Origin of the sequence: Roseateles koreensis (genome assembly GCF_028595305.1) — a bacterium.
GTDB lineage: Bacteria > Pseudomonadota > Gammaproteobacteria > Burkholderiales > Burkholderiaceae_C > Paucibacter_A > Paucibacter_A koreensis.
The window spans coordinates 190,036-203,292 of record NZ_JAQQXS010000001.1 but is presented as its reverse complement, the minus strand read 5'-3'; the positions used below and the strand labels follow the sequence as shown (position 1 = coordinate 203,292).

Here is a 13,257-nt window from a genome sequence, read left to right as displayed (position 1 = left end):
GCCCCATGACAAACGACACCACGCCAAATCACGCGCATGCGCGCGCACAGACCCCTGACCACAAGGCCAAGCCCTCAGAAGCGATACGCGTTGACGAGGCCCAAGCCTTCATCCAACAACTGAGCCTCCCTGCCCGGCAAGCGAGCCGTGTGCCGCTGCGCCAAGCCCTGGGCCGGGTGGTGGCCGAGGACGTGGTGTCGCCACTCAATGTCCCTGCCCATGACAACGCAGCCATGGATGGCTACGCCTTTGCCAGCCAAGACCTTCAAACCGACCACCCGATCTCGCTGACCTTGGCGGGCACCAGTCTTGCCGGACAAGCCGGCGCCACCGCTCTCGTGCGCGGGCAGTGCCAGCGCATCATGACCGGCGCCGTCATGCCGGCCGGCCTCGACACGGTGGTGCCGCAGGAATGGGTGCAACGCGCGGGAGACTGCATCACCTTCCCGCCCGGCGTGATCAAGCCGGGCGACAACCGGCGCCTGGCGGGTGAAGACCTTCGCCAAGGCGGTGTCGCGCTGCAGGCCGGGAAGATACTGCAGCCGGCCGACATCGGCTTGCTGGCCTCGCTGGGTCTGGGTGAGGTTGCCGTCTGGCCGCGCCTGCGCGTGGCCCTCCTCTCCACCGGCAACGAACTGTGCGAGCCCGGCGTCGCGCTAGGTGCCGGCGGCATCTACGACAGCAACCGCTACACCTTGTTTGCGCTGCTGGAACGCCTCGGCGTCGAGGTGCTGGACCTGGGCGCCGTACGCGACGAACCGGCGGCACTGCGTGCGGCCTTTGGACAAGCCATTCAACAGGCCGACGTGGTGATCAGCTCCGGCGGTGTGAGTACCGGTGAAGCAGACCACACCAAGGCGGTGATGGCGGAGTTCGGCGAGGTGCTGTTCTGGCAACTGGCCATGCGCCCGGGCCGCCCGCTGGCGGTGGGCCGCGTACAAGCTGACGGCCACAGCGCACTTTTGTTTGGCCTGCCCGGCAACCCTGTCGCGGCGATGGTGGCCTTCTACGCCTTTGTGCGTGGCGCGCTGCTGCGGGTGAGCGGGGCCCAACCCCGCCCCCTGCTGACGGTGCAAGCCATCAGCCCCCAAGGCATTCGCAAAAAGCCCGGGCGCACAGAATTCTTGCGCGGCATCGTTCAACGCAATGCGCAGGGCCAATGGCAAGTTGAACTGACCGGCCATCAAGGCTCAGGGATTTTGTCCAGCATGAGCCAGGCGAACGGACTGGTCGTGTTGCCGCATGAACAGGGCGATATTCCGCCAGGCGGTACCGTCGAAGTTTGGCCGCTGGACAGCTTGAACTGAACGCGCGCCGGCTTCATCCGCTGAGGCCACTGAAGCTTTCAGTTATTTCTAATCGGGCGCTGACCCGGCACCACGGCGCGCAGCGAGAACTCGACCACCAACTCGTCTGCCACCGCCAGCAAGCCGGCTCCAATTGAAAATGGCGTAACGCCAAATTCACTTTGATGCAGCACCAAAGCACCTTGCGCGCGGAGTGAGTCCGGCCCAGGCTGCACATCCAGCGCCAGCCATTGGACTCGTTTCTGTCCATGCAGCTCGATCTCGACCTCCATCGCGAGCTTTGGCAACTCGCCCGAAATGTGCAAGGACCTGATGCGCACCCAAGGATGCGCCTCAGCCTGCAGACCCGCCTCGCCCAGCATGTTCTTGCGGGTACCGGCGATGGCCTCGGGTGACATCGCGGATGCCCAGGCCGGCCCCAGTGAGGCGCGCTGCGCAGGCTCGTCCACCGCCAGCTCGTCCAGGCGAAAGGCCAGTTCCAGCTGCGCGTCGTTCACCTTCTCAGGCACCAACACCCGCCCGATCAAGCGCGGCGCGGTCAGCACATGGTTGTGACCCAAACCCGCCAGACGACCCGCCCGAAACACATGGATCCGCAAGGACGAAGCGCCTGCATCAAGGGCGAACAAGCGCGCCGCGGGCTGCGCCAGATGCAAAGCCTCATAACGTTGATCCAACTCAGCTTCGGGTGATGCAATTTCCGGCGCATCCCGCACCCGCTCCGCCGTTGTCACTGTGGCCGCAGTGATTGCCACTGTCGGCGCTGGCAGGCTGCAGGCGCTCAACAGCACCGCCAAAATGACCGCAAACGGCACACCCCATGTCGAACACGAAAATCCTGAACGTTTTGAAATTGCTGCCATGAGGGAAAACAGAGCGCCAAATTGTCTCGATTCTGACAGCCCGCCCGGCGCGCTTGTACTAGCATTGAAACTTGACTGACTGGAGGGATTCCATGGCCGCCTCTGCCTTTCGCCCGGCGCTTGATTTGATGGCGCAATACGCCGCCTACCATCGCGACCGCCGTAATATCGCCACCCATTTCGTCGGCATTCCGCTGATTGTGTTTGCGGTCTGCGTGCTGTTGTCCCGGCTCACCGTTGAGGTGGGGGGCTTGAGCCTCACGCCCGCCGCGCTGCTGTGGGCCGTCACCACCGTCTGGTACCTGACGCGGGGCAATATTGCGCTGGGTCTCGCAGTTAGCGCTCTCAACGGCCTGCTGTGCGTGCTGGCCGAACCCCTGGCCGTAGGCTCCACGGGCAGTTGGCTGGCTTGGGGTGTCGGCACCTTTGCCTTGGGCTGGGTCATTCAGTTCCTGGGACACTATTACGAAGGGAAAAAGCCCGCCTTCGTCGACGACCTCATCGGCTTGGCGGTGGGCCCCATGTTTGTGATGGCCGAGTTGATGTTTGCGCTAGGCTGGGGGCGTGAAATGTTATTGGAGATCGAGCGCCGCGTAGGCCCGACTCATTTCCGGGACCTGACCCGGCCGCTCGCTTGAGCAGCCCCGGCCCCATCTCCACCCCCGCATCCGCGCCATCATCACCGCGGGTGCTGGTGATGGGCGCCGGCACCATTGGCTGCTACCTGGGCGGCCTGTTGGTTGCGGCGGGGTTAGACGTCGCCTTCGTGGGCCGCCCACGGGTGATCCAGGCCCTGCGCAGCCACGGTCTGACCCTCACCGACCTGAACCAACGCCGCCTGCATGTCAGCACCGCAATGCTGAATCTGAATGAAACCTGCCCTCCCGGCTGGGCGCCTGACGTCACCCTGCTGTGTGTGAAAAGCGGCGCCACGCCCGAAGCGGCTCGCGAGTTGCAACGCGCCCTGCCGGCAGGCAGTGTCGTGCTGTCCATGCAGAACGGCGTGGGCAATGCGCGCGACGCCCAGGCCACGGCGCCTGACATGGATGTGCGTGCCGGCATGGTCCCGTTCAATGTGGCTGAATTGGCCCCCGGCCAGTTTCACCGGGGCACGGGCGGCGCTTTGATGGTTCATGGCCGCGCCACTGAAAGCGCTTTGCGCGCACTGCCCCAGGCCTTCACCCAAGGGGGGGTTGAGTTGCAGTTGATTGAATCACCCGCGTCCATGCATGCGGTGCAGTGGGGCAAATTGCTGCTCAACTTGAACAATCCCGTCAACGCCCTGTCTGGCCGAGCCCTGCGGGCGCAGTTGCTGGAGCGCGGCTACCGCCAATGTTTTGCGGCACTGCAGCGTGAGGCACTGGACATTCTTGACGCGGCGGGCCTGCCCGTTCAGTCCATGGCGCCCGTGCCGCCACGCCGCTTGATTCAAGTGTTGAATTTGCCTTCGCCCCTGTTTCGTCTGGTCGCTGCCCGCATGCTCAAAATCGATGCCCAGGCACGCTCCAGCATGGCCGACGACCTCAAGCTCGGCCGCCTCACCGAAATTGACGCCCTGTGCGGTGAAGTGCAAAGGCTGGCCGCATCCACCGGCCGCAGCGCGCCGCTGAACAGCCGCATGCGTGAGTTGGTGATGGACTGGCCACAGCGGGCCCGCCCATATTCACCCAGCGAGTTGAAACAGGCACTGGGGCTGCGTTGAAGGCTCGGTCAACCTGAAAAACCTCGTCAGGTGCCCGTCCAGTCTTGCAGCGCCGCAGCCACGCCACCCTTGCGTGATGGGCCGCTGGCTTGGCGGGTGGGCGTACCCAAGGCGATCCAGCCCAGTAAGGTTTCACCGGGTGCACAAAACGCAGCCGTGATGCCAGGGTCACGCACCTTGGCGCCCGACAGCATCTTGCCGCCATAACCCAGCAAATGAGCGGCCATCAAGAAGTTGCTGAGCGCGCCGCCCACACAGGCCCATTGCTCATGCGCGGGCACTTGCCGATGGCCCATGTCGATGCGCGCCACCACCGCCACCGTCACGGGAGGGCGCAGCGCACGCTCGGCATCCAGCGCAGCGCCAGCCTCATCTTTGCCCGCTGCCCGGGCTGCGGCGGCAAACAACTCGGCCATGCGGGCACGCGCATTGCCCGCCACACGTTTGAACCGAAATGGCATCAACTCGCCGTGGTCAGGCGCACGCAGCGCGGCCTCGACCATCAGCGCCAACTCCGCCTCGCTGGGGCCGGGCGCCACCAGATGTTTGGGGCCGATGGAGTAACGGCTTAGCAGCGCGTGCAGCGCTTGCCGTGCGGGCATCTCGTCTGTTGCTTCGTTCATGTGGGAGCCCAACTCTTCAAAACCAAAACTTCAGAAAACCAGGCTGCGCCAGGCCGGATCAGCCACCCGCGCCATGAATTGCACCGCCCCGCCGTGGCCTGAACACTCAGGAATCAATCCATCGCGTTGCATCCCTTGGGCGTGCAGGGCATCGGTGCAGGCCAGCAGAACCGCGCCGTGCGACACCGCCTCCTGCATGGCGTGGTACACCGTTTTTGTAAACAAGTCCGAGGCACGCAAACCCAGAGCCACACCCGGTTTGAGCAAGAGCACGGAGCGAGCGGTGAAGTAGATTTCAACCCGCAAATTCATGGCCGCCGCTGCCGCCGCATGAAAAAACGGGGTCACCAGGCGATGCGGCGCCTCGGGCTCGGCCGCCCACAGCAGCAAGGCGATGCCCGTCACCTCATGGCTCACGAGTCTTGTTGGTTCAGCCATGCGTAATGCTCCATGGGCGCTTGGGCGGCAGCGCCGGTCACCAGCACCGCCAGTTCTTCGCCCAAACGGGTGGGCGCCAACTCCAGCAACCAACCGTCGCCATAGGGGTCGCGCCAGACCAACTCCGGCGTTTCAGCCAGCGCCTCGTTCACGCGCTGCACCCGCCCCGACAAAGGCGTCTTCACCGAGACGATAGATTTGGACAACTCCACCACCGCCATCGAGCGCCCCTGCGCCAGCACCGAGCCGACCGGTTGGGGCCGGCACATATAAATTTCGCCGGAAGCCTTCAAGCCCAGGGCCGTGATGCCCACGCGCACCGCGCCGTCCGGCAGCCACCGCGCCCAGGTCTGATGCTCGACCAGGTAATGCAACTCGTCAGGGATGAGAACGCCGTGGATCAACATAATGTTTTAGGCGAATGAAGGCAAAAACGGCGGAGGGGAATGGGAGTCGAACCCACCCAGCAACGCATGGCGTCACCCACCGGGTTTGAAGCCCGGCCGATCCACCAGGATCGTTTCCCCTCCACAAGCATCGGACACGTCAAATGCTCCATGTCCCTCACCCTTCACACTCGGCCGAGAATAACTTCGAATCGGCACGCAGCTTGTGTGTATCGCCCACGCGGCGGGTCAAGCCCACGCGGTCGAAGTATTCAAGAATCTGAATGGCACGTTTGCGTCCCAGCCCCGCAGCGTCCCGAAAGGCAGCCGCTTTGATCGCCCCCTCCCCGTCGATGGCTTGGCGGGCCAGTTGGGCCAGTTGCGCCATGGCAGGGGCCGCATAGTACAGGTCTTTGACCACCTGGTGCAGTGATCCGCCTTGGGCAAGGCGCGAAAGGCTGACGCGCATCAACGGTTCAGGCGTTTGCGTGTCACGCGCCAGATCACGTGCCCAGGCACCTTCAAAGCCGCCTGAGCGCAACAAAGGGGCGATTTTCTGTGCCACGCGCTCATCCGCCGCAGACAGTTGCACACCATGCTCGGGCAAATGGGCAGCGGCGCCACGCAACACCACCCGCCCGGCCTGTTGAAGCCGCTGAAGCAGGGCGCGCCACAAAGACTCGGCCAGCCGAGGCGCGGCGAGGCGCCGCCAGCGCGCCGTGTCGGGCCCCAACTCATCGGGATGCTGAGCGTGATAGACCGCCAACACCTGCAAAGCGTGTTCGGCCAACGCTGTGGCCTGGTTTGCGCCCAATATCCAATGCGAATCCTCATGGCCGGCCGCGCCTTGCTGACTCAAAGCATCATCGGGCAGGGTCACGTCTTGTCTACCGGCGGAAGACAGCCCTTGCACCGTCGCCCATTGCGCAAGGTCCAAGCCCAGCGGCGCGGCATTCAACAGCGCATGCAGGCGCTGTTGAGGCGTGTCCAGGGCCAGCGCAGCAAGTTCCGCCAGGCGCTCCGGTGTGCGCCGATAACGCGCCGGGGCCACGGGATCGAGCACCCGGCCGCCCGCCATCGTGCGGCTGGCCGACGCATCGCGCAGCACCACACGGTCCCCCGCCCAAGCAGCGACTGGCTGGTGCAACACGAGCTGCACCAGGGCCTGCGCGCCCGGTGCAAGGCTGTCTTTGAGCGCGGCTTCCAACACCGCAACGGTGCCCATCAAGGTGGCGGAACCCAGGTGAACATGCACGCTGCTGCCGCTGCGCAAGGGCTTGGCTTCGCCCGGCCACAGGCGCAATTGCACATCCAGCCGCTGAGTGCAAAAGGCAATCTCGGGCGCCACCCAGCATTGGCCGCGCGCCACCTCGGCCCGATCTACGCCGACCAATCCCAGCGCGCAGCGTTGACCTGCATGCGCCTGCCGCACGCTCTGGTTCTGCGCATGCAGGCTGCGCACCCGGGCAGGCCGCGGCGACTGGCCTGGTGCTGGCGGTACCAGCAACAATTCATCACCCTCGCTGACTTGGCCCGCATGGATGCTGCCCGTCGCCACCGTGCCCACGCCGTCCAGCGAAAACACCCGGTCTACCGCCAAGCGGAAGCCTTGGGTCACGTGGTGAGCCTGCCCGCCACGCCCTTCTCGCGCCAGCGCCTGCAAATGTTGGCGCAGCGCGTCGAGACCCACACCGCTGTGCGCAGCCACCTCGAACATGGGCGAGGCGTCCAGACCAGTACCGGCCAGCAGTTCAAACATCTCCGCCTTGAGCCCGAGCACACGCGCTGCGTCGGCCCGGTCGCATTTGGTGATCACCACCGTGGCGCTGCGAAGGCCTAACAGCGACAACACCGCCAGATGCTCGCGTGTTTGCGGCATCACGCCGTCGTCGGCAGCCACCAGCAAGAGCGCATGGTCAATGCCAGTGGCACCGGCCAACATCGTATGAACCAGCCGCTCATGCCCCGGCACGTCGATAAAGCCCAGCTTGCCGCCCGCGCCGTCGTCCATGAAGGCATAGCCCAGCTCGATGCTGATGCCACGCTTCTTTTCTTCGGGCAGGCGATCGGTGTCGACCCCGGTGAGCGCGCGCACCAGGGTGGTCTTGCCATGGTCGATATGGCCTGCGGTGCCGATAATCAAGAGTGCGTCCTCACATGAAGTTGCGGGTGTGCATGGATGCCAAGCGCTCGGCCTCCGTGCGCTCGAAGCCCAGGCGCAGCAGGCGGGCGCGGCGGCCATCCAGCATCTCGCGTTTGAGTTGCTGCACCCTGGCATGGCCAAGGGCCAACGCGCCTACCGAGCATTCACCGGCGGCCAGGAGTTGCAAGGCGTCAAAGACTTCTTCGTTCAGGCCGGCGCTGCTGGCCAGCGCATCGAAACGTGTCTCGATGGCATTGCGGAGCTGCGACTGGTAGCTGGGCTCCACCCCAAGGCGATAGGCCAAATGGGCCATGCCGAAGGCCACATGACGAGCCTCGTCGATGGCGGCCAGGCGGGCGATCTGGCGCGTCACCGGATCGGGGCCATAGGCATGCAGAAAATTCAACAGGTTAACGAAAGTGCCTTCGCCCAGCACGGCGAGAAGAAAGCTGGCACTGGAAAAATCCGACGCCTCGAACAAGCTTTGCAAAGAGGCTTGCGCGCCAGCCGTGGACAAGACGGGCGCACCGCCGCGCAGTTGGGCGCGGCGGGTGAACACCTCAACATGACGTGCTTCATCCGCACACTGCAGGGCCAGCAGCTGCATCACCTCGCGGTAATGCGGATGGATCTGGGCCAAATGGCGGGCCGGCACCAGCAGGGCGGCGTTCTCATTTTCGACCAGATAGCTCATCAGCTGCACCACCGCTGCTTCAAGCGACGGCGCCAGCTCGAAGGGGGCCTGCCAATCAATGGCCGTGGCCGGGTCCCATTGCGCGGCCGCGCCTTGGGCGTAGAGCTCGGCGGCCGTTTCGGCCCAGAGCTGGTGGCGCTGACGCAGGGCGAAGTTAAAGGGCGGCGCACTCGCCTCCACAAAAGCGCCACGAGCGGCCAGGCCCCAGGCGGGATCGGCCTGGGCGGCGGGAATGGCAGCAGCCTCACCGGTCGGCAACGCCCCACGCCAGCGGCCCTGCGCTTGGCCATGGCGAGTCACCACCGCAATCAGCCGGCCATCGGCGCCGGCCTCCAGGCGCAGTCCATGGCCCTGGCTGCGGCACCAGACGCGCAGATGCAGATCCCAGTCGGGCGACTGGCCCAGCACGCGCAACTCGGCCTCCTCCGGCACGCCAGCCAAGGCCTGACGAATCAGCAGCAAAGCGCCTTGGTCCAGGCCCAAGCCTTCAATATCGATAGTCGGCGGGCAGGATGTGGCCATGGGGGCTGTAAAAGTTCTGTTCATCCACGGCACGCTCAAGCTGGGCGTAGCCGCTGGTTCGCCCGGGCAGCCATTTGCGCAGGCCTTCCAATTCCAGCAACGGACGCACGGCAGGATCGTCCCAGCGCATGGCCAACAGCAGCTGGCAAAAACGTTCGATCTGAGCCTGTGGCGCACCGGGGCTGGTGGTGAAGTTGCAATGGTCGTAGGGCTCGGTACGCGCCAACACCCGTGTGCTGTTGGCAGGCAGGCTGCCATCGGCGCTGAAGCCCAGATGGTTGGCGTCAATCATGCAGCAGGCATCGACCTCGCCGGCCAACAGCGCCATGGCAGCCTCACGCTCGCCGCCGATATGGTCGCCATGTTTGCCGCCTAACACGTCAAATCGACGCACTTCAAAATCGCGCCCGCTCACCAGACCTTGTTCACGCAGATGCTGCAGCGGGATCAAGGTGGCCTGGGGTGAATCGATGGCACCCAGGCCCAGGCGGCGGCCGCGCAGGTCTTGCAGGTTGTGGATATCGCTGCCCTCCCGCACGACGATAAGGGACTGCAGATCGCGGTCGGTGTCACGCATGGCCACGGCAGCCACCTGCAGGCCACGCGCTGCTGCCATGCGGTGGGCGCGCGCCCAGGCCAGCGGCGAATTCCAAGCCAGTTGGATGGCACCCTCGAACTGCGCCTCCACCTGACGTTCGTAGTTGGAATACAGCACGTAGTCGAAAGGCAGACCCTGGGCCTGGAAGTAAGCCTTGAAGCCCTCCCAGATGGTGACCACCTTGGGTGCGTAGGCCACGGCGCCCATCAACAGGGGCTTTGTTGAATCGTTTGTCATCGTGCTAACCATTTAAAACAGCGGCAGACCGGTGATGGCCTTGCCGATGAAGTCGTACAAAACATCGGAGGTGGGTGCCATCACATGGGCGGCACGGGCGTCGCGGAACAGGCGCTCGATACCGGCCTCTTTACGGAAGGCGGCACCGCCACACACACGCATGGCCAAGTCGCTGACCTCCAGCGCGCTCTCGCCCGCGGCGGCCTTGATCTCCAGCACGCGCAGCATGGCGTCGGCGCGGCCCTCGGCGATGGCGTTCAGACCATCATCCAACAGGCAGCGGCACATATCGGTGCGGATACGCGCTCGCGCCAGATATGCGCGCACCGTGGGCAGGTCGGCCAGGCTGCTGTCCAGATGCTGATGACGGGTCTGGCCCACATGCTGGCAGGCGCGCGCCAACACGCCTTCCATCAAACCGATGCTGCAGGAGGCGTTGAGCAGGCTAAACCAGGGCAGCACGGTACTCATCATGGCGTCGAAGCCCTTGCCGTCTTCACCCAGCAGTTGCTCTGCGGTGACGGGCACGCCCTGCGCGAGCACCGGGCTGGAGGCATTGCCGCGCAGGCCCAGGCCATCAAAGCTGCCCTGCACTTGCAGGCCAGTCGCGCGCGCATCCACCAACCACAGGCTGCTGGCACCCTCGGCGCTCAGCGGCTTGCTGGACCAAACATAACTGTCGGCCTCACCGGCCGAAGTGACCCAGCTTTTGTTCGCATCCAGGCGCACGCCCGCGCCCTCGCTACGCGCCGTGCCGGTGGGCGCCCAGAAATGGCTGCGTGAACCGGCTTCAGAAAATGCCAGGGTGCTCAGATGCCGCCCTTGGGCGATAGCCTCGCGCGTGGCCCGCGGCCCCTGTTGCTCCAGCAAGGCGGTGGCGCAGAAATGCATGCACATCACCATGGCTGTGGACGGACAGTCTTGCGCGATGCGCTGCAACATCTGGCTGGCCTGGGCCATACCGGCGCCCTGCCCGCCCAACTCCCGTGCGGAGACCAGCCCCAAGAGACCGGCCTGCGCCAAAGCCGTCACCGCAGCGCGTGGAAAGCGGGCTTGACGATCCGTCTCTAGCGCATGCGGGGCGATGATGTCTGCGCAGATGCGCTCCAGGTCCGCAGCCAGATTCGGCGCCAAGGCTTGTTGACTCGTTCCCATCGTCAGTCCTCCAAAGATTAAATAAACAAGAATTCGCGATTCAGCCGCGCAGTGCTTGGCTGAGCCCCGGCAGTTGCGTGAGCAGATCCGCGGCCCGCTCCAGGCAACGCAGGTCCAGCCAAAGCTGGTCTTCGTGGATGCGGCCCAGCACGGGAACAGGCAGGCCACGCAAGGCCCTGGCAAGTTCGTCAAGCGCTTGGCCGAGTCCTTTTTTACCGCTCAAAATTGGCGTGACCACCAAGCCGCATGACGGCAAGCTCGCAACCGGGAGCGAGCCCGAGCCAATCTGCCCCTGCATGGCCTGCACCTGCACGCGATAGCGCGGGCTAAGGGCTTCAGCCATGGGGACCCGCATCTCGCCCGCCAAGCGCTGGATATCGGCCAGCGGCCGGGTCAACAAGCGCAGCGTGGGCAGATCGCGGGTGAGCCGCTCGGGTCGCAAATACAAGCGCAGCGTGGCCTCCAGCGCCGCCAGCGGCAACTTGGACATGCGCAGCGCCCGCTTCATCGGGAATTTGCGAATGCGTTGAATCTGCGCCTTACTCCCGACGATCAGGCCGGCCTGCGGGCCGCCCAGCAGTTTGTCGCCGCTGAAGGTGACGACATCGCAACCGGCTTTGAGCATTTCCTGCGGCAGGGGCTCGCGCGGCAAGCCCCATTGCGCCAGATCGACCAATGACCCGCTGCCCAGATCGGTGACCAGAGGCAGGCCCTTGGCATGGGCGATGGGGGCCAGCGTGGCTTCATCCACGGCGGACGTGAAGCCCTGGATGGCGTAATTGCTGGTGTGCACCTTCATCAGCATGGCGGTGCCCGCATTGATGGCGCGCTCGTAGTCGGCCGGGTGGGTGCGGTTGGTCGTGCCCACTTCCACGAGGCGGGCGCCTGCGGCGGCCATGACATCGGGCATGCGAAAAGCGCCGCCGATTTCGACCAACTCACCACGCGAGACGATGACCTCACGCCCGCCGGCCAAGGCGGCGATCGACAGCAACACGGCGGCGGCGTTGTTATTGACCACCGTGGCGGCCTCGGCACCGGTGATCTCGCACAGCAGTTCTTCAACCATGCTGTCGCGGTCACCGCGCCCGCCCGTCGTCAGATCAAATTCAAGGTTATTCGGCCCGGCCATCATGGCCATCACATGGGTCAAGGCCGCATCGGCCAAGAGGGCTCGGCCCAAGTTGGTGTGCAAGACCGTGCCGGTAAGGTTGATGACGGCCCGCATGCGCGGCGCCAGGCGCTCTGCGCAGCACTCGCTCAGGCGCTGCGCCAGCACGGGCGGCTGCAACTCGGCCAGTGCCAACGTGCCGGCCAGGGCACGGCTGCGCAAATCATCGAGCAGCGAGCGCGCCACACCCGCCACGAATTGATGGCCGTGACGACTCAGCAGCTCAGGCACTTGCTTGAGCAAACGGTCCAGCGCCGGGAGGTCTTTGGGCCCCGCCTTCAGACCATGAACCATGGATGCTTCGGGCGTATTCATCAGTGGACCTTGGGATCAGGTGGCGGGTCGGTAACGTCGATATCGGCAAATTCGACGGGTTCGCCGGGTTCGTTGGATTCGCCGAACAGCAACATCAGGTTGACGCCGTGGCGGATCAACCCTGTCTCGGAGACGAGCAGATCCAGCGTCAGGGAGGCAAGATCGTCGGCATGCGGTTCGACCTGCTGGTCTTTCTCCATATGCACAATCTTGAGGTAATGCCCACAAGGCTCGCAGCACTCAACCTGAACCGCTTCGGAGCCACTGGGCTGCTCATCGTCTTGCGCCAACAGGCTCTGAAAGCTGATGCCTTTGGTGCTTTGGCAATGCGTGCATTTGATGCGAACGTAGTGCCACTGCGTGGCGCACAGGCTGCATGACAGGTAGCGAAAGCCCGCGCCATCCGCCCCAATGCGCGTGATGCTGGCGACCGGTCGGGACGCGCAGCACGGGCACACCAGCGGGTCATCAATACGCCCGAACGGCGCCAGCACTGAACTGTTGATCTGCACCGACTTCTGCACCGACTGCGCTTGCTCGAATTGCGCCTGCAACTGCGTCACGAGGCGCACCCAATGCAGCTGCAGGGCCGCGGCAATCAGGGGCGCTGTGGCCAGATCCAGCCCCAGCATGACACCGCTGAGCAAGCGCTGCGCTTGTTGATCCAGGGTTTCATCGGGCGCCTGAGCCAAGGCCTGCACGGCATGCCGCGCGGCGCCTTGGGGCAGGCGGGTTGCCAATGTTTGCATGAGGCTGCGCAAGCCGTCCCGCCAAAGGGGGTCCAGCGGCCAGTTGTCGGCCTTCAACAAGGCTTGGCCCACATTCGCGGCGGCTTCGATCTGCGCTGCACTCGGCAAGGCAAGGTGGGCCGGGCGCTTGAATTGCTCATGCTGGGCTTGCGCCAGTTCGGCGGCGAACAGCAGATAGTCTGCCATGGCATGGCCTTGCGCGAGTTGCCGCAAACGCAGCGCACGCTCGGCAAAAACGCCGGGTTCTGGATAGAGCAAAAAAGGAATTTGCTCACCGGCACGCACCGCGATTTCTTCCGGGGACATCAACTTCGCGGCTTGGGTCACAGTCATAAAATTTCCATTTTCTTCAGC

General features: G+C 64.7%; 13 protein-coding genes and 1 tRNA gene. 3 read left to right on the top strand and 11 right to left on the bottom strand.

Annotated elements, in window-relative coordinates; all coding sequences use genetic code 11:
* The first annotated feature begins 5 nt into the window (after positions 1–5).
* The gene (gene moeA / locus PRZ01_RS00825) at positions 6–1,307 is read left to right on the top strand and encodes a molybdopterin molybdotransferase MoeA (RefSeq protein ID WP_273594850.1); all 1,302 of its coding nucleotides are present in this window, start codon (positions 6–8) and stop codon (positions 1,305–1,307) included.
* Between the two features lie 38 nt (positions 1,308–1,345).
* Here the strand turns inward: moeA and PRZ01_RS00820 are convergent, their stop codons facing one another.
* Positions 1,346–2,170: a YceI family protein gene (locus PRZ01_RS00820; RefSeq protein WP_273594849.1), complete on the bottom strand. Its 825-nt coding sequence runs from the start codon at positions 2,168–2,170 to the stop codon at positions 1,346–1,348.
* 92 nt (positions 2,171–2,262) lie between these two features.
* Between PRZ01_RS00820 and PRZ01_RS00815 the strand changes: the two genes are divergently transcribed.
* Both PRZ01_RS00815 and PRZ01_RS00810 read left to right on the top strand, forming a co-directional pair.
* Positions 2,263–2,808 carry an Mpo1 family 2-hydroxy fatty acid dioxygenase gene (locus PRZ01_RS00815; RefSeq protein WP_273594848.1) on the top strand — a complete coding sequence of 182 codons (546 nt, stop codon included), beginning with the start codon at positions 2,263–2,265 and terminating at the stop codon, positions 2,806–2,808.
* Positions 2,805–3,872, top strand: a complete 1,068-nt coding sequence (locus PRZ01_RS00810; RefSeq protein WP_273594847.1) for a 2-dehydropantoate 2-reductase — start codon at positions 2,805–2,807, stop codon at positions 3,870–3,872. Before PRZ01_RS00815 ends, PRZ01_RS00810 begins: the two co-directional genes overlap by 4 nt.
* A 26-nt stretch (positions 3,873–3,898) precedes the next feature.
* Here PRZ01_RS00810 and PRZ01_RS00805 read toward each other — a convergent pair whose 3' ends face one another.
* The 10 genes from PRZ01_RS00805 to fdhE form a co-directional block, all read right to left on the bottom strand.
* On the bottom strand, positions 3,899–4,495 hold the full coding sequence (locus PRZ01_RS00805) for a nitroreductase family protein (protein ID WP_273594846.1): 597 nt from the start codon (positions 4,493–4,495) through the stop codon (positions 3,899–3,901).
* A gap of 30 nt (positions 4,496–4,525) precedes the next feature.
* Positions 4,526–4,933 carry a DsrE family protein gene (locus PRZ01_RS00800; protein ID WP_273594845.1) on the bottom strand — a complete coding sequence of 136 codons (408 nt, stop codon included), beginning with the start codon at positions 4,931–4,933 and terminating at the stop codon, positions 4,526–4,528.
* Entirely contained in the window at positions 4,909–5,340 is a 432-nt protein-coding gene (locus PRZ01_RS00795) for a glycine cleavage system protein H (protein ID WP_273594844.1), read from the bottom strand. Before PRZ01_RS00795 ends, PRZ01_RS00800 begins: the two co-directional genes overlap by 25 nt.
* A 30-nt stretch (positions 5,341–5,370) precedes the next feature.
* Positions 5,371–5,463: transfer RNA gene (locus tag PRZ01_RS00790), tRNA-Sec, on the bottom strand.
* A gap of 34 nt (positions 5,464–5,497) precedes the next feature.
* Positions 5,498–7,462: a selenocysteine-specific translation elongation factor gene (selB, locus tag PRZ01_RS00785; RefSeq protein ID WP_273594843.1), complete on the bottom strand. Its 1,965-nt coding sequence runs from the start codon at positions 7,460–7,462 to the stop codon at positions 5,498–5,500.
* 10 nt (positions 7,463–7,472) lie between these two features.
* Positions 7,473–8,678, bottom strand: a complete 1,206-nt coding sequence (locus PRZ01_RS00780; protein ID WP_273594842.1) for a ferritin-like domain-containing protein — start codon at positions 8,676–8,678, stop codon at positions 7,473–7,475.
* On the bottom strand, positions 8,644–9,513 hold the full coding sequence (locus PRZ01_RS00775; RefSeq protein ID WP_273594841.1) for a phosphate/phosphite/phosphonate ABC transporter substrate-binding protein: 870 nt from the start codon (positions 9,511–9,513) through the stop codon (positions 8,644–8,646). Before PRZ01_RS00775 ends, PRZ01_RS00780 begins: the two co-directional genes overlap by 35 nt.
* Positions 9,514–9,525: 12 nt before the next feature.
* A complete protein-coding gene (locus PRZ01_RS00770; RefSeq protein WP_273594840.1) occupies positions 9,526–10,668 on the bottom strand; it encodes an acyl-CoA dehydrogenase family protein in 1,143 nt (380 codons plus the stop codon).
* 40 nt (positions 10,669–10,708) lie between these two features.
* Positions 10,709–12,154: an L-seryl-tRNA(Sec) selenium transferase gene (gene selA, locus PRZ01_RS00765; RefSeq protein ID WP_273594839.1), complete on the bottom strand. Its 1,446-nt coding sequence runs from the start codon at positions 12,152–12,154 to the stop codon at positions 10,709–10,711.
* Entirely contained in the window at positions 12,154–13,236 is a 1,083-nt protein-coding gene (fdhE, locus tag PRZ01_RS00760) for a formate dehydrogenase accessory protein FdhE (RefSeq protein WP_273594838.1), read from the bottom strand. The genes selA and fdhE overlap by 1 nt, the downstream gene beginning before the upstream one ends.
* Positions 13,237–13,257 lie beyond the last annotated feature (21 nt).